This window comes from Pseudomonas sp. Xaverov 83 (assembly GCF_019352905.1).
In the GTDB taxonomy this organism is placed as follows: Bacteria; Pseudomonadota; Gammaproteobacteria; order Pseudomonadales; family Pseudomonadaceae; genus Aquipseudomonas; species Aquipseudomonas yamanorum.
This window is the reverse complement of the sequence record NZ_JAAAFU010000011.1, coordinates 347,450-365,107: the sequence shown is the minus strand read 5'-3', so window position 1 is coordinate 365,107 and position 17,658 is coordinate 347,450. Positions and strand designations below refer to the sequence as shown.

At 61.6% G+C, this 17,658-nt stretch carries 13 protein-coding genes; 5 read left to right on the top strand and 8 right to left on the bottom strand.

The genetic code is table 11. The annotated features are described in order from the left end of the window. Positions 1–2: 2 nt before the first annotated feature. The 4 genes from K0H47_RS06045 to K0H47_RS06030 form a co-directional block, all read right to left on the bottom strand. Positions 3–917 carry a branched-chain amino acid ABC transporter permease gene (locus K0H47_RS06045; protein ID WP_003217447.1) on the bottom strand — a complete coding sequence of 305 codons (915 nt, stop codon included), beginning with the start codon at positions 915–917 and terminating at the stop codon, positions 3–5. 253 nt (positions 918–1,170) lie between these two features. Then, a complete protein-coding gene (locus K0H47_RS06040; protein ID WP_017478363.1) occupies positions 1,171–2,307 on the bottom strand; it encodes an ABC transporter substrate-binding protein in 1,137 nt (378 codons plus the stop codon). Between the two features lie 376 nt (positions 2,308–2,683). Continuing rightward, positions 2,684–3,967 (bottom strand): FAD-binding oxidoreductase, encoded by a 1,284-nt coding sequence (locus tag K0H47_RS06035; RefSeq protein WP_177025917.1) that lies wholly within the window; start codon positions 3,965–3,967, stop codon positions 2,684–2,686. 61 nt (positions 3,968–4,028) lie between these two features. Then, complete coding sequence (locus K0H47_RS06030) at positions 4,029–5,519, bottom strand: aldehyde dehydrogenase family protein (protein ID WP_017478361.1); 1,491 nt, start codon at positions 5,517–5,519, stop codon at positions 4,029–4,031. Between the two features lie 154 nt (positions 5,520–5,673). Between K0H47_RS06030 and K0H47_RS06025 the strand changes: the two genes are divergently transcribed. From K0H47_RS06025 to nadE, 3 genes are all read left to right on the top strand, one after another. Further along, positions 5,674–6,570, top strand: a complete 897-nt coding sequence (locus K0H47_RS06025) for a LysR family transcriptional regulator (RefSeq protein WP_017478360.1) — start codon at positions 5,674–5,676, stop codon at positions 6,568–6,570. Between the two features lie 214 nt (positions 6,571–6,784). Further along, a complete protein-coding gene (gene pncB, locus K0H47_RS06020) occupies positions 6,785–7,999 on the top strand; it encodes a nicotinate phosphoribosyltransferase (RefSeq protein ID WP_017478359.1) in 1,215 nt (404 codons plus the stop codon). 3 nt (positions 8,000–8,002) lie between these two features. After that, positions 8,003–8,830, top strand: a complete 828-nt coding sequence (gene nadE / locus K0H47_RS06015) for an ammonia-dependent NAD(+) synthetase (RefSeq protein ID WP_177025915.1) — start codon at positions 8,003–8,005, stop codon at positions 8,828–8,830. A 233-nt stretch (positions 8,831–9,063) separates the two neighbouring features. Here nadE and azu read toward each other — a convergent pair whose 3' ends face one another. Continuing rightward, positions 9,064–9,510 (bottom strand): azurin, encoded by a 447-nt coding sequence (gene azu / locus K0H47_RS06010; protein WP_008439083.1) that lies wholly within the window; start codon positions 9,508–9,510, stop codon positions 9,064–9,066. 337 nt (positions 9,511–9,847) lie between these two features. Here azu and K0H47_RS06005 point away from each other — a divergent pair, with 337 nt between their 5' ends. Next, a complete protein-coding gene (locus tag K0H47_RS06005) occupies positions 9,848–10,435 on the top strand; it encodes a TIGR00730 family Rossman fold protein (protein WP_063033377.1) in 588 nt (195 codons plus the stop codon). A gap of 68 nt (positions 10,436–10,503) precedes the next feature. Beyond that, positions 10,504–10,683 (top strand): hypothetical protein, encoded by a 180-nt coding sequence (locus K0H47_RS06000; RefSeq protein WP_017478355.1) that lies wholly within the window; start codon positions 10,504–10,506, stop codon positions 10,681–10,683. 130 nt (positions 10,684–10,813) lie between these two features. Here K0H47_RS06000 and K0H47_RS05995 read toward each other — a convergent pair whose 3' ends face one another. The 3 genes from K0H47_RS05995 to K0H47_RS05985 all read right to left on the bottom strand — a co-directional run bounded on the left by K0H47_RS05995 (position 10,814) and on the right by K0H47_RS05985 (position 17,637). Continuing rightward, positions 10,814–11,704, bottom strand: coding sequence for a transglutaminase family protein (locus K0H47_RS05995; protein ID WP_017478354.1), 891 nt, complete (start codon positions 11,702–11,704; stop codon positions 10,814–10,816). Then, positions 11,704–14,190 carry a circularly permuted type 2 ATP-grasp protein gene (locus tag K0H47_RS05990; protein ID WP_063033378.1) on the bottom strand — a complete coding sequence of 829 codons (2,487 nt, stop codon included), beginning with the start codon at positions 14,188–14,190 and terminating at the stop codon, positions 11,704–11,706. Before K0H47_RS05990 ends, K0H47_RS05995 begins: the two co-directional genes overlap by 1 nt. Positions 14,191–14,343: 153 nt before the next feature. After that, on the bottom strand, positions 14,344–17,637 hold the full coding sequence (locus K0H47_RS05985; RefSeq protein WP_177069976.1) for a transglutaminase family protein: 3,294 nt from the start codon (positions 17,635–17,637) through the stop codon (positions 14,344–14,346). Positions 17,638–17,658 lie beyond the last annotated feature (21 nt).

Sequence of the window (17,658 nt, the reverse complement as noted above, 5' to 3'; positions counted from 1 at the left end):
AGTTATACCTTCGCCACGAGTGGGCGACCGAGCAGGCCCTGGGGACGGAAAATCAGGATCACCACCAGCAGGGAGAAACTGAACACGTCTTTGTAGTCAGAGTTGATCAACCCCGAGAACAGCGACTCGGAAATACCCAGGATGATCCCGCCCAGCATGGCCCCAGGCAGGGAACCGATGCCACCGAGTACCGCTGCGGTAAATGCCTTGATGCCGATGATGAAGCCGGCATAGAAGTCGAACGTGCCGTAGTTCAGGGTGATCAGCACACCGGCCAACGCGGCCATGGCGGCACCAATCACGAATACGTAGGAGATGACCCGGTCGGTGTTGATGCCGAGGATCGACGCCATCTTGCGGTCTTGCTGGGTTGCGCGGCACATGCGGCCGAGCTTGGTGTACTTGATGATGTAGGTCAGCAGGCCCATGCCGACAAACGCGGCCACCAGGATGAACACCTTGGTGTAGGTCAACTGCACGAAGCCGGTGCCGATGTCGACTCTCCAGGCGCCGGCCAGCAGCGTCGGGATGCCTTGTTGCTTGGCGCCCTGGGCGATCTGCGCGTAGTTCTGCAGGATCAGTGAGATACCGATGGCGCTGATCAGCGGTGCCAGTCGGGTGGAGTTGCGCAGCGGTTTGTAGGCGACACGCTCGATGACCCAGCCATAAACGCCAGTGACGACGACGGTGAAGATCAGGGTGCCAAGGATGAGCAGCGGGAAGGATTCGATGCCGAAGTAAGCCAGCAGTGCCAGACTGATCGCCGCGAGGTAAGCGGAAATCATATAAACCTCGCCGTGGGCGAAGTTGATCATGCCAATGATGCCATAGACCATTGTGTAGCCGATGGCGATCAAGCCATAGACCGACCCGAGGGTCAGCCCATTGACCAGTTGCTGCAGGAAAATACCATCCATAACGCAATCTCACGCAGTGAGAGCCTGCACACCTGTGGGTGTGCGGATCTTCTAGGAGGAAAAGACAGACACAAAAGAGGCTGGCAACCACGTCCCCTTGTGAGAGTTGGCTTGTGTGGGAGTCGGGCTTGCCCGCGATGCAGACACCTCGGAATGTCAGTCAAACCGAGGTGACGCTATCGCAGGCAAGCCAGCTCCCACAAAAGCCCGGCTCCCACAGGGTCAAGTGGCGTCTAACCCATCGCGCTAACTATTACTTCTGCTTTTCCAGCTGGTGATACTTGCCATCCTTGTCCCACTGGTAAACCACATAGTCGGAGACTTTCAGGTCGCCCTTGGCGTCCCAGGTCTTCTCGCCCATGACGGTTTTGACCGGGTGGGCTTTCAGCCACTTGGCCGCGTCTTCGCCCTTGTTGGACTTGGCGCCATTGAAGCCAGCGGCCAGGGCCTGGAGCGAAGCATAGGCATACAGGGTGTAGCCTTCAGGCTCGGTGCCACTTTTGCGGAACTCTTCCACCACGGCCTTGCTGTCTGGCAGCAGGCGCGGGTCGGCGCCAAAGGTCATGTACACGCCGTCCACGTACTGTGCGCCGCCGGCGGTCGCTACCAGTTCGTCAGTGACCACGCCGTCATCGGACATGAACTTGACGTCTTTCAAGCCGGCTTCACGAATCTGGCGAACCAGTGGACCGGCTTCCGGGTGCAGGCCGCCGAAGTACACGACATCAGCACCGGTGGAGCGGATCTTGGTGACCAGGGCGCTGAAGTCTTTCTCGCCACGGGTCAGGCCTTCTTCCAGCACCGGCTTCACGCCACGCTTGGTCAACTGCGCCGCAGTAGCGTCTGCCAAACCTTTGCCGTAGGTGTCCTTGTCGTTGATAACCGCGACTTTCTTGCCCTTGAGCACGTCGACAATGTAGTCGCCGGCCACGATGCCTTGCTGATCGTCACGGCCGCACATACGGAACATGGCGGTCATGCCGCGCTCGGTCACTTGCGGGTTGGTGGAGCCTGGGGTGATCGCGATCACACCCGCGTCGTTATAAACCTCGGAGGCCGGAATGGTGTTCGAGGAGCAGAAGTGCCCGACCACGCCGATCACTTTGTCCTGGTCAACCAGACGGTTGGCCACGGCCACGGCCTGCTTGGGTTCGCAGGCATCGTCGCCGGCAACCAGCACGACTTTCTCGCCATTGATGCCGCCGGCCTTGTTGATGACGTCGGCTGCCGCCTGGGCACCTGTCATGTACTGCTTGCCAAATGCCGCGTTGGCACCGGTCATCGGCCCCGCTACGCCAATCTTCACATCAGCTTGAGCAAACGCAGAAACACCCAGCGCCGCAGTAACGGCGAGGGCCAGGAAACCTTTCTTGTAAAACGTCTGGGACATGAGTGGTGCTCCGAGGTTTTTGTTGAATTGGCACTGCAGCTTCACTTCAAAAACTTTCAGCGAAAGCCCAGAGCAAGCGGCGTGCCATTACGTTTTTATTATTCAAAAAGACACGGTGTCATTGTTATTACAGGTTTTTGGGCGCCTTTTGATTGGACGTGCAACCGTCTATCTCAACCGGGTGCAACCATTGGACCCATAAAGTGCAACCCGGCCGTTCAAGCACTGCAACCCGGCCATTAAACGGCCACCCTTGAACCTGTAACAGCGTGCGTAACGGAAGTGCACATTTACAGTGCGTTACTGCTACGACTCGCACCAATACAGATTAGTAGCCGGCTAAGAAAATGCAGGCTTCTGAGCGGTATTTCGTTGATCAGATCACGATCCGCAGGCATTGGCCCGCGTGATACAGCGAGAATCCCGCCTCATACAAACAGCTGCGCAGGCCCACACCAGCCAGCGGCTGCATCGGTGCGAAGGGGATCGGCAGTGCCTGTGGATCCTGGTGACACAGGTAGTCCGCAAAGGCTTTGCCCACGACACTGCCGGTCGTCACGCCGCGCCCGTTGTAACCGGTAACCGCCACCAACCCGGGAGCCGGCTCGAACAGGCGCATCAAGTGGTCCGGAGTGAAGGCGATGCAGCCGGTCCAGGTACATTCCCACTGCACCGGTTTGAGGTACGGGAAGTAGTGCTGCTGCACCCGATCGGCCCAGGCCTTGAGGAACCAGGTGGGTTTCTGGTTGCCGTTGCCCAGGCTGCCGAGTAGCAGCCGGCCTTCGGCGTCGCGGCGGATGCTGCTGAGTACCTGGCGGGTGTCCCAGGAGCCCTGGCCGCCTGGGAGAATTTGTTGTGCGGCTTCGTCGGTCAGCGGGGCCGACGCCACCTGATAGTAATAACCGGGGAAAAAGTTGCGGCGCAGCTCGGTCCACTCACCTTCGGTGTAGGCGTTAGAGGCGATCACCACCTGTTCGGCCTGCACTGAGCCCTGGGCAGTCTGCACAGACCAGTGCTGGCCCTGGCGTTCCAGTTGAGTGACCGGGGAATGGTCAAACAACTGCCCGCCCAGCCCGACTGCGGCATTGGCCAAGCCGCTGGTGTAAGCCATCGGGTTCAAGGTACCGGCACGTCGGTCGAGCAAGGCGGCAGCAATCTTTTTGGTACCGGTGGCTTGCTCACAGGCCGCGCCGGTCAACAGCTCCACCGGTGCGCCACGACGCTTCCATTGTTCTTCACGACTGCGCAGATCCGCCTCGCCACGGGCGTTATGCGCCATGTGCAAAGTGCCCTCGCGGCGCAGTTGGCAATCGATGTTGTATTTGTCGATCAGGCTGAACACCAGGGACGGTGCCGCACCGAGCATGCGGTTGAGCTGGCTGCCTACCGCTTCGCCAAAACCGGCTTCGATCTCGTCCGGGGGAATCCACATCCCGGCGTTGACCAGGCCGACGTTACGCCCCGAACCACCGTGGCCGGTGCGATGGGCTTCGAGTACGGCGACGCTTTTACCTTGTTCCAGCAGGTGAATGGCCGCCGACAAACCGGTGATCCCGGCGCCGATCACGCACACATCCACCTTGACCTCGCCCTTGAGCGCAGCGCGATCCGGCCGGCCAGGGGTGAGTTGCTCCCACAAACATGCTTCGCGTAATGCCATTGCCAGACTCCGATGAGACCTAACAAACCACTATTGTTGATGTGCGAACCCGATCAGAGATTCAGTCGAAGGTGATGCCTTGGGCCAGCGGCAGTTCCAGCGAGTAGTTCACGGTGTTGGTCTGGCGACGCATGTACCCGCGCCATGCATCCGAACCCGATTCACGGCCGCCACCGGTCTCTTTCTCACCGCCAAACGCGCCACCAATCTCCGCGCCGCTCGGGCCGATGTTGACGTTGGCGATCCCGCAATCACTGCCCACCGCCGACATGAACTGCTCAGCTTCACGCACGTCAGTGGTAAAGATGCACGAAGACAGGCCCTGTGGCACCGCATTGTTCAGGCGCAGCGCCTCAGCGAAATCGGTATAGCCCACCACATACAAAATCGGTGCGAACGTCTCGGTGCACACCACATCACTCTGCTCCGGCATTTCCACAATGGCCGGCGACACGTAGTAAGCGTTGGGGAACTTGTCTTCCAACTGCCGCTTGCCGCCAAACACCCGGCCGCCTTCGCTCAAGGCTTGCTCCAGGGCATCCTGCATGTTTTCGAAGCTGTGCTTGTCGATCAGCGGGCCGATCAGGTTGCCTTCCAGCGGATGGCCGATGCGCACTTTGGAATACGCGGCCTTGAGGCGGGTGACGATTTCCTCTTTGACCGACTCATGGGCGATCAAGCGGCGCAGGCTGGTGCAGCGCTGCCCGGCGGTACCGACGGCGCTGAACAGGATGGCGCGCACGGCCATGTCCAGGTCGGCGCTTGGGCCGAGGATCATTGCGTTGTTGCCGCCCAGCTCGAGAATGCTGCGGGCAAAACGTGCGGCGACTTTCGGTGCCACTTCGCGGCCCATGCGGGTGCTGCCGGTGGCGCTGATCAGCGCAACGCGCGGGTCATCCACCAGTGCGGCGCCGGCATCGCGGCCACCGATGATCACTTGGCTGAGGTACGGCGGTGCATCGCTGAAGTTCTTCAACACGCGCTCGAATAGCGCCTGGCAGGCCAGGGCAGTGAGCGGGGTCTTTTCCGAGGGTTTCCAGATCACCGCGTTGCCGCATACCAGCGCCAGCGCGGTGTTCCACGCCCATACCGCGACCGGGAAGTTGAACGCGCTGATTACGCCGACCACGCCCAGCGGGTGCCAGGTTTCACGCATATGGTGGCCTGGGCGCTCGGAAGCGATGGTCAAGCCGTACAGTTGGCGCGACAGGCCGACGGCGAAGTCACAGATGTCGATCATTTCCTGCACTTCACCCAAACCTTCCTGGGTGATCTTGCCGGCTTCCCACGACACCAGCTCGCCGAGGTCGGCCTTGTACTCGCGCAACACGTCCCCGAACTGGCGCACCAGCTCGCCACGACGGGGTGCCGGCACCTTGCGCCAGGCGTCGAATGCATGCTCGGCGCGACTGACCTGCTGCTCCACCTCGGCGGCGCCTTCCCAGTGCACACTGGCAATCCGGCTGCCATCAATCGGCGAATGCACGGGTTGTTTACCCGACTGGTACAGCGCCGGGTTTACCCCGAGACGATCAAGCAATGCGGCAACCATGGGTCACTCCTTCAATCCACAAACAGAAATATGCGCCGCCAGTTCACACGGCGATCCAGACCTTATTTGTAGCTGGACCAAGACTTGCCAACAAACGACGATTAGGCGAGATATCATTCCGTTTATTCATGCTAAGAACAAAAAGAGGCGTGCCGTGCTGAATAAAAGACATTTGCCCTCGATCACCGCCTTGCAGTGTTTCGAAGCGGTCACCCGCCACCTGAGTTTTACCCGCGCCGCCGAAGAGCTGAACCTCACCCAGAGCGCCGTCAGCAAACAGGTCGCGCAGCTGGAAGAGCTGCTGCAGCACCTGCTGTTTCGCCGGGTGCGCCGCCGCTTGCAGATGACCCCGGCAGGCGATCTGTACCTGGTGGAAGTCCGAAAAATACTCACTCAGGTGGAGATGTCCACCCACTACCTGCGCTCCTACGGCGGCGAGACTGAAGTGCTGCGGGTGTCCACGCCTTACACCTTCGGCGCGCGCTGGCTGGTGCCGCGCCTCAAGGGCTGGCGACTGCGGCATCCGCAGATTCACCTGGACCTGTGCAACGAACAGGAGCCCGACGAGCTGCTGCAAGGCAAGGCCGACCTGGCCTTCTACTTCGGCCAGGGCTCACGGCCTGGCACTGAAAGCCTGAAGCTGTTCAGCGAAGAACTGGTGCCCGTGTGCTCGCCCGACAGCCTGCCCGCGCAACCGTTTACCGACCCCACACAACTCAGCGAACTGGTGCTGCTGCAAAACGCCTCGCGCCCCCAGGGTTGGCACGACTGGTTCGCCGCCCAGGGTTATCACACCGAACACAGCTACCACGGGCCGCGCTTCGAAACCTTTTATATGTGCATCCGCGCTGCACAAGTGGGCTGCGGCGTGGCGCTACTGCCCAGGTTTCTGGTGGAAGAGGAGTTGGCCGAAGGCAAGCTGGTGATCCCCTGGCAGCACGCGATGCCGAGCCAGGACGCCTATTACCTGGCCTACCCCGAACACTCGGCGGAAGTGCCCAAGGTGCGGGATTTTGTGAAGTGGATGATGGAGCAGGTTGAGTCTGATTGAGCTTCTTTGTCTGCAATACCGCTATCGCAGGCAAGCCAGCTCCCACATTTTGGAATGCATTCACCTGTGGGAGCTGGCTTGCCTGCGATGGCGCTGGTAGCCATCCTCAAAAAAATCACTGGCAAAACAGCACAGGTCTATGCGCCACTAGCGCCATTCCTTAATTGTGCGTAAAGGTCGGCGCCCATCGCCGACCCGTCTGGAGATTCCCGTTATGAGCGAGAGTGTGTTTGCCGATCGCATCGTGCAGAACCTGCTCGACACCGACTTCTACAAGCTGACCATGATGCAGGCGGTGCTGCACAACTACCCGAACGTGGAAGTTGAATGGGAGTTTCGTTGCCGTAACAGTGAAGACCTGCGTCCGTACCTGGCGGAGATCCGCTACCAGATCGAGCGCCTCGCCGAGCTGAGCCTGAGCCCCGACCAGTTGGGTTTCCTGGAGCGCATCAGCTTCATGAAGCCGGATTTCCTGCGTTTCCTCGGGCTGTTTCGCTTCAACCTGCGCTACGTGCACACCGGCATCGAAAACGGCGAGCTGTTTATCCGCCTGCGCGGGCCGTGGCTGCATGTGATCCTGTTTGAAGTGCCGATGCTCGCCATCGTCAGCGAAGTGCGTAACCGCTATCGCTACCAGACCGTGATCCTCGAACAGGCCCGCGAGCAGCTGTATCGCAAGTTCGACTGGCTGACGGCGAATGCCAGCGTCGAAGAACTTTCCGAATTGCAGGTGGCGGATTTCGGCACCCGTCGGCGCTTCTCCTACCGCGTGCAGGAAGAAGTGGTGAACGTGCTCAAGCACGACTTCCCCGGGCGTTTTGTCGGCACCAGCAACGTGCACCTGGCCCGCGAGCTGAACATGAAGCCGCTGGGCACCATGGCTCACGAATGGATCATGGCCCACCAGCAACTCGGCCCGCGGCTGATCGACAGCCAGATCGCCGCCCTCGACTGCTGGGTGCGCGAGTACCGTGGCCTGCTGGGCATCGCCCTGACTGATTGCATCACCACCGATGCGTTCCTCGGCGATTTCGACCTGTACTTCGCCAAGCTCTTCGACGGCCTGCGCCACGACTCCGGTGACCCGGTGCAATGGGCCGAAAAGGCGATCGCCCACTACCACAAGCTGGGGATCGAGCCGATGAGCAAGACCCTGGTGTTCTCCGACAGCCTCTCGCTGCCCAAGGCGCTGGAGATTTTCCGCGCGCTGCGTGGTCGGATCAATGTGAGCTTCGGCATCGGCACCAACCTGACCTGTGATATTCCAGGTGTGGAACCGATGAGCATCGTGCTTAAAATGACCGCCTGTAATGGCCAGCCCGTCGCAAAGATCTCTGATGAAGCGGGCAAGACCCACTGCACCGATCCGAACTTCGTCGCTTATTTGCGCCACGTTTTCAAAGTACCTGCCCTACCCAGCAAGGAGTGAATCATGCAAGCCGTACAGCGCGAGATTGCTGAACAGCTCAAGGTCCAACCACCGTTCAAGGACCAGGCCGCCCTTGAGGCGGAGGTTGCCCGGCGCGTTACCTTTATCCAGGACTGCCTGCTCAATTCAGGCCTCAAAACGTTGGTGCTGGGCATCAGCGGCGGCGTCGACTCCCTGACCGCCGGCCTGCTGGCCCAGCGCGCGATGCAAGAACTGCGTGCGGCCAAGGGTGACGACGCCTACCGCTTTATCGCGGTGCGCCTGCCCTACGAAACCCAGTTCGACGAACACGACGCCCAGGCGTCCGTGGACTTTATCGAACCCGATGAGCGCCACACGGTGAACATCGGCCCGGCGGTGAAATCCCTGGCCAATGAAGTGGCGGCGTTTGAAGGCAAGGCCGCGGTCTCCCGGGACTTCGTGCTGGGCAACACCAAGGCGCGCATGCGCATGGTGGCGCAGTACACCATCGCCGGCGCGGCCAGTGGTTTGGTGATTGGTACCGACCATGCGGCGGAAGCAGTGATGGGCTTTTTCACCAAGTTCGGTGATGGCGCCTGCGACCTGGCGCCGCTGAGCGGGCTGGTGAAGAATCAGGTACGCGCGATTGCCCGGCACTTTGGTGCACCGGAATCGTTGGTGGAGAAAATCCCGACGGCCGACCTGGAAGACCTGTCGCCGGGCAAGCCGGACGAAGCGTCCCATGGCGTGACCTATGCCGAGATCGATGCGTTCCTCCACGGCGAGCCGGTGCGCGAGGAAGCCTTCAAGATCATCTGCGACACCTATCGCAAGACCGAGCACAAGCGGGTGATGCCGTTTGCTCCCTGAGGTAACTCAGCAGCTCATTGTGGCAAAAGGGCTTGTTGTGGCGAGGGAGCTTGCTCCCGCTGGGGCGCGAAGCGGCCCCTGAAACCTGCTTAGCGCTTTTTCTGATGCTACGCGGTGACCTTATTGGGGCTGCTCCGCAACCCAGCGGGAGCAAGCTCCCTCGCCACAAGAGCAGCTTGTCTACAGGCAAAAAAAAGCGCCCCGAAGGGCGCTTTTTTTTGCCTGAAGGGTGATTACTTCAGGGTCACAGTGCCTTTCATCATCGAGATGTGGCCTGGGAACGAGCAGAAGAACGCATAGTCAGTGCCTGCCGCCAGCTTCGACACATCGAAGGTCACGGAGTCTTTCTCGCCAGCACCGATGATCTTGGTGTGGGCGATGATGCGGGTGTCGCCGTCTTTCAGGTAGTTCTTGTCGATACCGGCGGCCATGCCGTCGCTGGCGATGCCAGGCATGTCGGCGGCGGAGCTCAGCACCCAGTTATGGCCCATGACGTTTTTCGGCAAGCTGCCGGAGTGGGTCAGCTCGACGGTGAACGTCTTGCAGCTCTTGTCGATTTCGATGGCCTTGGTGTTGAAGGACATCTGGTCAGTGGAGTCGACAGTGACCTTGCACTCTGCAGCAAGCAACTGGCCGCTAGCCAGAGTCAGCAGGGAAACAGCAACGAGTTTGGCAAACATGTGAATCTCCAGGGCAGGGTTTAAAAAACGCATATTGCGACAAGGGTGCCTGAGGCAGGCGGGAATTCTTATGATCTGCATCAACAGATTGTATACAACTTTAGGCTATCAGACTCATCGACACAATCTACCGGCCAAAGTACTGATGCCGGCCTATGATCGGATCATCACCCTTCCGGAGTCCGAGCCATGCACCTCAATAGCCTGTTCCGCAGCCTGCTTGCCGCCTATGCCTGTGGCGCCAGCGGCACCTGCGAAACACCTCAACGCGAGGTTTAATCCTTTGAGAGACGCACGCCAGCCTTTACTCTTTAGCCACAACTGAGTGGAGTCAGGTATGTCCTTGAAGTCTGTCTGTGTGTTTTGCGGTGCCAGCAGCGGCACCAATCCGGCCTACCGTGAAGCAGCCGTAGCCCTCGGGCGCGCGCTGGCCGAGCGCAAGCTGACCCTGGTGTACGGCGGCGGCGCCGTGGGCCTGATGGGCATCGTCGCCGATGCGGCGCTGGAAGCCGGCGGTGAAGTGATCGGGATTATTCCCGAAAGCCTGAAAGTCCTGGAAATCGGCCACAAAGGCCTGACCCGCCTGGAAGTGGTCGACGGCATGCACGCCCGCAAGGCCCGCATGGCCGAACTGAGCGACGCGTTTATTGCACTGCCGGGCGGCCTGGGCACCCTGGAAGAACTGTTCGAAGTCTGGACCTGGGGCCAGCTCGGCTACCACGGCAAACCGCTGGGCTTGCTCGAAGTGAACGGCTTTTACCGCAAGTTGACCGATTTTCTTGATCATATCGTCGGCGAAGGCTTCGTCCGGGCCCCGCATCGTGCCATGCTGCAAATGAGCGAATCGCCGGCTGAGCTGCTTGACGTACTGGATGCCTGGCAACCGCTGGTCTTGCCCAAATGGGTGGACCAAAAACCCGATTAACCCTTGGGACGCGATTAAAGGCAGAATACGCGCCGCTCAACCTCACCTTCGACCCCAGAGGATCGCCCATGGCAAAACCTAATTACTCCTTCGCCAAACGTCAGAGAGACTTGGCCAAAGAGCAGAAGAAAGAGGAAAAGCTGCAGCGCAAGAAAATTGCAGCCGACGAAGAAGCCGGTGCACTGAACCCGGATGCTGAAGGTACAGTGGCTACAGACGACACCGAAGCACCGAAAGACGCTGAATAGGTGATCGTTCCCACGCTCCGCGTGGGAATGCATCCTGGGGCGCTCCGCGTCCCGATTTGAGATATGTGCAGGGTGACGCAAAGCGTCACAGCAGGCATTCCCACGCGGAGCGTGGGAACGATCTTGTGCATTACTCCAGCGGCATCACCGTCACCCGCACTTCCGGGTCATGGCTCCCTCCCCCCAGAATCACCCCCCGCAACGGCGAAACATCAGAAAAATCCCGGCCCCAGGCCAGGGTGATGTGTTCCAGTGCCGGCTGCACATTGTTGGTCGGGTCAAAATCCACCCAACCCGACACCGGGCAAAACACCGACACCCACGCGTGGGACGCATCCGCGCCGATCAACCGTGGCTGGCCGGGCGGTGGCTGGGTCAGCAGATAACCACTGATATACCGCGCCGCCAGGCCCCGGGAGCGCAGGCACGCGAGCATCAGGTGGGCGAAGTCCTGGCACACGCCGCGCCGGCGCTCCAGCACTTCCACCAGCGGCGTGGCGACCTGGGTGGCTTCGGCATCGAAGGTGAACTCGCTGAAAATCTTTTCCATCAGCGCCTGCACACCCAGCAGCAAAGGGCGACCTGCCGGGAAACAGTCTTCGGAGAACTCGACGAAGCTTTTCTTCAAATGCACATAGGGCGATTCGAACCGATAGCGGCAGGCCTCGATCACTTCGGCCGACAGCGGCTGGCTGCTGTAGGTCAGGCCGTTGCGGGTCTGGTCCCAGGCCGGCGACAGGCTGAAATCCAGCACCGGCCGCGCCAGCACTTCCACCGTCAGCCCGGCGTTGACCAACAGCTCATCATGGGGCCGCTCGAACGCCAGCCGGGTGATCGGGTTACCAAACACGTCCAGCTCATCCCGGCGCGAGGTCGGCTCGGGGCTGATCTCCAGTTGCTGCGAGCTGCAGCGCTGCCAGGCGCAAGGCCGCGGCCACAGGTGCGCGAGCTGCTGGGCCAGGGACACCGGGCTGTCGTAGTGGTAATGGGTATCGTGGAAAATCTGGTAGCGGGCACTCATCACACAGACACCGTTTGCTGGCTGACATCGTCCACATGGGCAAAATGGCGCAAGGCCAGGCGGTCCGAGACTTGCCCGCTTTCATCGGCCACCGCTTGCAGCAGGTCGGCCAGGCCGTCCAGCGCAGCGCGCACGCTGGACTCGCCGAACAGCGGGTTCTCCAGGCAGCCCAAGTCAAAGCGCGCCAGGCGCTCCACCAATGGCGCCAGTCCGGTTTCCCGGGGCACGCCGAAATCGTCATTCAAGCGACGCAAGGTGCGGCTCACCAGTTTCAGCTGGAACAGCACCGCGTGAGGGTTTTGCTCATCCAGCAGCAACAGGTCCAACACCGGGATCAATTGCGGCACTGCAAGGTAGCGCGAGCGGTAAGTAATGCTGCTGTTGCCCAGTTCCAGCAACCATTCCAGCCCGGCCTGATCGAACACCGCCACGCCGCGCAGGAAGGCCGCCAGGCTGCTGCTGAGAAACTGCAGGCGCTCAATGCGCCTGCCCATCATCAAGAAACGCCAGCCTTCGTCGCGGGTCATGTCGTCGAGGGCAAAGCCCGACAGCGCCGCGAGGGACATCACCAGGCGGTTGAGGAAATCCAGCAGTTCGCCGAAGTCCGGCTCTTCGCTCTCCAGCTCCAGGGCTTCGCGCTGCAATTCCACCAGCGCCTGCCAGTTTTCCCGGGACAGCTTGCCGCGCACCTGGGACGCCGCCCACTGCAAACGCTGCAAGTTGGCCCGCAGGCTCGACGGCCAGTCATCACCGAGCAACGCCGCCTGAAGCCGCTCAGGCAACTCCCCCTCCTCCGGTAACAGTCGCAGGTTCTCACCCAGCTCAACGGCCGCCTGCAGCGCCAGCGGGTCGTCTCCGTCGACATAGCGGGCGAGGACGATCCGCAGCCAGCGCGCGCTGTCATCACAGCGCTCGCAATAACGGCCAAACCAGAACAGGTTTTCCACCACCCGCGACGGCAGGTACGGATCACGCCGCACCAGGTCGTGGGCGCCGATGGCCCGTTGGGCGCGCCATTGCTCGGTGCCGAGGGCGCGTTCGCCGAGCACCCAGGTGTCCTTGCTTGCACCGCCGCGCTGCATCGACACCACTTCGGCATCGGCTTCCGCTGCCACGCGGGTCAAGCCACCGGGCAATACCCGGTATCCGTCGGCGCTGGCCACGGCGTACACGCGCATGCCGATGGCGCGGTGTTGAAGGTGATCGTCGACGGTGTGCCAGACCGGCGCCTGTGACAGCTGCGCCAGTTCCTGGGCGACGTAGGCGTAAGGTCGTGCGCGCATGCGTTCGGCCAGGGCCTCGCGCTGTTCGTCGTTCAAGTCGCGACCAAACACCGGGGCGAAACTTTGCGACGGGAACGCCGGCTTGATCAGCAACTCCGGCAGTTTTTCCAGGGCTTCGGCCAGCACCGGCGCCTCACCGCACCACCAGGTGGCGATGGACGGCAGGATCAGTTCTTCGCCAAACAGGAATTGATTGATCTTCGGCAAAAAGCCCAGCAGGCCAGGGGATTCCAGCACGCCACTGCCCAGGGCGTTGGCCACCAGCACATTGCCTTGGCGCACAGCGTCCAACAGGCCAGGCACGCCGAGGGCCGAGTCGGTGCGCAGTTCCAGCGGGTCGCAGAAGTCGTCGTCCAGGCGACGCATGATCGCGTGCACCCGGCGCAGGCCGCTGAGGGTTTTCAGGTACACCGTGGCGTCGCGCACCGTCAGGTCGCCGCCTTCCACCAGCGGGTAGCCGAGTTGGCGGGCGAGGTACAAATGCTCGAAATAGCTTTCGTTGAAACGGCCCGGTGTCAGCAGCACGATCAACGGTGGCTGGTCGTCGCTCGGCGCCTGGCGAGCCAGGGTTTCCTGCAAGGTGCGGAAGAAACCAGTGAGGTGCTGCACCTGCAAGTCGCGGTACAGGTCCGGGAAGGCGCGGGACACGATGGTGCGGTTTTCCAAAGCATAACCGGCGCCGGACGGGGCCTGGGTACGGTCGGCGGTCACCCACCAGCGGCCATCCGGCGTACGCGCCAGGTCCACGGCGTACAGGTGCAGAAACGCGCCGTCGGGCGGCTGGATGCCCTGGCACGGCCACAGGAAATTGTTATGGCCGAACACCAGTTCTGCCGGCAGCAATCCTTCGGCGATCAAGCGTTGCGGGCCATAGAGATCGGCCAGTACCGCATTCAACAGGCGCGCACGCTGGGCGATGCCGGCGGAGAGTTGCTTCCACTCATCGGCGGCCAGCACGTGGGGCAACAGGTCCAGTTCCCAAGGGCGATCGGCGCCCTTGGGGTCGGCGTAGACGTTGTAGGTCACGCCGTTTTCCTGGATCTGCCGGGTCAGCAGGGCCTGACGCTGGGCGAGTTGCGCCGGAGTGCTGCGTTGCAGGTGATCGAGCAGGCGCTGCCAATGGGCACGAACCGCGCCGCTGTCGTCCAGCAGTTCGTGATAAGTGCCCGCAGTCAGCGGGTAACGGTCGAGCAAGTCGGGCATGGAACGCTCGGCAGGGGCAAGGGAAGTCAGTATGTGGGAGCCGGGCTCGCCCGCGATGCAGGCACCTCGGTGTATCTGGTGTACCGAGGTGATGCTATCGCAGGCAAGCCAGCTCCCACATTAGAGATTTGTCGCTTTCGGGATTATGTACATTCAATCCTCTGTCTTTTTTGCAAAGCGCCGCAAATCCAGGGTCATCGGCAATTCATCATTGATCACCACACTCGGCACCGGCAATTTCCCGGGACTGTGCCCCAAGCGGAAAAACCGCGCCATTCGCCGGCTTTCAGCTTCATTGGCATTCACCGGCAGGCTGTCGTAATTGCGTCCGCCCGGGTGGGCGACATGGTACTGGCAACCCCCCAGCGAGCGCTGCATCCACGTGTCCAAAAGATCAAACACCAGCGGCGCATGCACCGGGATGGTCGGCTGCAAACAGTTGGCCGGCTGCCACGCGCGATAGCGTACGCCAGCCACAAACTCTCCAACGCGCCCGGTGGGTTGCAACGGCACCGGGATGCCGTTGCAGGTCAGCAAGTAACGCTGGGGCGGCAGGCCGCTCAACTTGACCTGCAAGCGCTCCAGGGACGAGTCCACGTAACGCACCGTGCCGCCCACCGCACCCTCCTCGCCCAGCACATGCCAGGGCTCCAGGGCCTGGCGCAGTTCCAGTTCGATACCGCTGACGGCATAGTCGCCGACCTTGGGAAAACGGAACTCCAGGTGCGCGGCAAACCATTCAGCCCGCAGCGGATAACCGGCCGCGTTCAGCTCGACGATCACGTCGGCAAAATCCTGCTCGATAAAGTGCGGCAGCAGAAAGCGGTCGTGCAATTCCGTACCCCAGCGCGCCAGCTTTGGCGGCGCATAGGGTTCACGCCAGAAGCGCGCGACCAGCGCCCGCAACAGCAGTTGCTGGGTCAGGCTCATGCGCGCGTGGGGTGGCATTTCAAAAGCACGCAATTCCAGCAGGCCCAGACGGCCGGTGGCACCGTCCGGCGAGTAGAGCTTGTCGATGCAGAACTCGGCGCGGTGGGTGTTGCCAGTGACGTCGATCAGCAGGTTGCGCAGCAGGCGGTCCACCAACCAGGGCGGGCATTCTTCACCCACTTCGGGCATCTGCGCGAAGGCGATTTCCAACTCGTACAACGCATCGTTACGCGCTTCGTCGACCCGTGGCGCCTGGGAAGTCGGGCCGATGAACAGGCCGGAAAACAGGTAGGACAACGACGGGTGGTTATGCCAATAGCTGATCAGGCTGCGCAGCAGATCGGGGCGCCGCAGGAACGGTGAGTCCTTGGGCGTAGCGCCACCGAGCACAAAGTGGTTACCGCCGCCGGTGCCGGTGTGGCGGCCGTCGATCATGAATTTTTCTGTGGTGAGGCGGGTTTGCCGGGCTTCCTCGTAGAGAAACTCGGTGCGCTCCACCAACTCGTCCCAGGTGGCGGACGGCTGCACGTTGACCTCGATCACGCCTGGGTCCGGTGTCACCCGGAAGTTGCTCAGGCGCGGGTCGCTCGGCGGCTCGTAACCTTCCAGCAGCACCGGGCAATGCAGCTCTTCAGCGGTGGCTTCGATGGCCGCCACCAACTCCAGATAATCCTCGACCCGCTCCAGCGGCGGCATGAACAGGTACAGTCGGCCTTCCCGCGCTTCGGCACACAGGGCGGTGCGGGTCAGCCAGTCCGCGGACTCGTCGATCTTAGGAATACGGTCTTTGCTGGCGGCCGACTCACCGTGGCTTTGCAACTGTGAGGGGGTCGGCAGGTCGGGCAGGTCCTGGTTGGGATCGGTGGGATGTACGAACGGATAGTCCGCCGCCGTCACCCACGGCTGCGAGGCCAGTGGCAGGCGATAACCCAAGGGCGAATCACCCGGCACCAGGCGGCAATGGTTGTCCCGCAGGTACCAGCGGCCGCTCTGCCAGCGGTCATTGGCCGCCGTTCGCGCCAGCGGCAGCACCTGGCCGATGACTTTATCCAGGCCCTGGCTGAAGACTTTGCGCAGGCGTTCGCGCTCGAGCTTGTCCTCCAGGCGCGGATCTTCGGCGGTGACGTTCTGCGGCAAGGCGCCTTCGCGCCACAGGTAATAGAAATTGTCTTCGTAGGCCGGGAATACAAACTGCGCAGGCAGTTTCAGGCGCTCGGCGACGCTGGCCAGAAAACGCCCGGCCATTACGCCGTCGGCGCCATAGCTTTGTTGCTCATCGGCGATCAATGCGCTGTTGTGCCAGATCGGCACGCCGTCGCGGCGCCAGTAGCAGTTGAGGGACCAGCGCGGCAGTTGCTCGCCGGGGTACCACTTGCCCTGGCCGAAATGCACCAGGCCCTTGGGCGCGTAGTGCTTGCGCATGCGCTGGAACAGCTCGGCAGACAATCGGCGTTTGTCCGGGCCGAGAGCGGCGGTGTTCCATTCCGCACCGTCAGGGTCGTCGATGGAGACAAAGGTCGGCTCGCCGCCCATGGTCAGGCGCACGTCGTCCTTGAGCAGGTCACCGTCGATCTGCCGGCCCAGGGCCTGGATCGCCAGCCACTGCTCTTCGGTGTAGGGCTTGGTAACCCGTGGGGCCTCCCAAATCCGCTCCACGGACATCTCGTGGGTAAATTCGCACTCGCAGGGTTCCACCAGGCCACTGATGGGCGCTGCTGAGGAAGGATCAGGACTACAAGCCAACGGGATATGCCCTTCACCAGCGAACAAGCCGGAGGTGGCATCGAGGCCGATCCAGCCGGCGCCGGGCAAATACACTTCGCACCAGGCATGCAGGTCGGTGAAATCCACCTCGGTGCCGGACGGGCCGTCGAGGGCTTTGACGTCGGCGGTCAGCTGGATCAGATAGCCAGACACAAATCGCGCCGCCAGGCCCAGGTTACGCAGCAGTTGCACCAGCAACCACGCCGAATCCCGGCAGGAACCGGAGGCGTTTTCCAGGGTGAATTCCGGAGTTTGTACGCCCGGTTCCATGCGGATCAGGTAGCCGATATCGGCGGCCAGACGCTGATTCAGGCCTACCAGAAAATCCACCGCCGGCAACGGCGTGCGGTCGATACCCGCCAGATACGCGGCGAATCGCGGGGTCAGCGGTAATGTTTCCAGGTACGGCGCCAGCTCGCGCTGCTCATCGGCGGCGTAGCTGAAAGGGATTTTTTCGGCGTAGGGTTCCAGGAAGAAATCGAACGGATTGAATACCGCCATCTCGGCGACCAGGTCGACTTCGATGCGCAATTCGTCAGTTTTTTCCGGAAACACCAGACGCGCCAGGTAATTGCCCTGGGGGTCTTGCTGCCAATTGATGAAGTGCTGTTCCGGCAGCACCTTCAACGCGTAGGACAGAATCCGAGTGCGGCTATGAGCCGCCGGACGCAGACGAACAATCTGTGGGCCGAGCTCGACCGCGCGGTCGTAGCGGTAATGCGTAACGTGGTGCAACGCGACATGAATCGACACGGCGGCCTCCTGCGAGCCAGG

What these genes read in the sequence shown, in the direction of transcription:
- K0H47_RS06035 (WP_177025917.1), bottom strand. Translation starts at nt 3,967, where the DNA reads ATGGCATTACGCGAAGCATGTTTGTGGGAGCAACTCACCCCTGGCCGG.
- K0H47_RS06045 (WP_003217447.1), bottom strand. Translation starts at nt 917, where the DNA reads ATGGATGGTATTTTCCTGCAGCAACTGGTCAATGGGCTGACCCTCGGG.
- K0H47_RS06000 (WP_017478355.1), top strand. Translation starts at nt 10,504, where the DNA reads ATGGCAAAACCTAATTACTCCTTCGCCAAACGTCAGAGAGACTTGGCC.
- azu (WP_008439083.1), bottom strand. Translation starts at nt 9,510, where the DNA reads ATGTTTGCCAAACTCGTTGCTGTTTCCCTGCTGACTCTGGCTAGCGGC.
- K0H47_RS05995 (WP_017478354.1), bottom strand. Translation starts at nt 11,704, where the DNA reads ATGAGTGCCCGCTACCAGATTTTCCACGATACCCATTACCACTACGAC.
- K0H47_RS06040 (WP_017478363.1), bottom strand. Translation starts at nt 2,307, where the DNA reads ATGTCCCAGACGTTTTACAAGAAAGGTTTCCTGGCCCTCGCCGTTACT.
- pncB (WP_017478359.1), top strand. Translation starts at nt 6,785, where the DNA reads ATGAGCGAGAGTGTGTTTGCCGATCGCATCGTGCAGAACCTGCTCGAC.
- nadE (WP_177025915.1), top strand. Translation starts at nt 8,003, where the DNA reads ATGCAAGCCGTACAGCGCGAGATTGCTGAACAGCTCAAGGTCCAACCA.
- K0H47_RS06005 (WP_063033377.1), top strand. Translation starts at nt 9,848, where the DNA reads ATGTCCTTGAAGTCTGTCTGTGTGTTTTGCGGTGCCAGCAGCGGCACC.
- K0H47_RS05990 (WP_063033378.1), bottom strand. Translation starts at nt 14,190, where the DNA reads ATGCCCGACTTGCTCGACCGTTACCCGCTGACTGCGGGCACTTATCAC.
- K0H47_RS06030 (WP_017478361.1), bottom strand. Translation starts at nt 5,519, where the DNA reads ATGGTTGCCGCATTGCTTGATCGTCTCGGGGTAAACCCGGCGCTGTAC.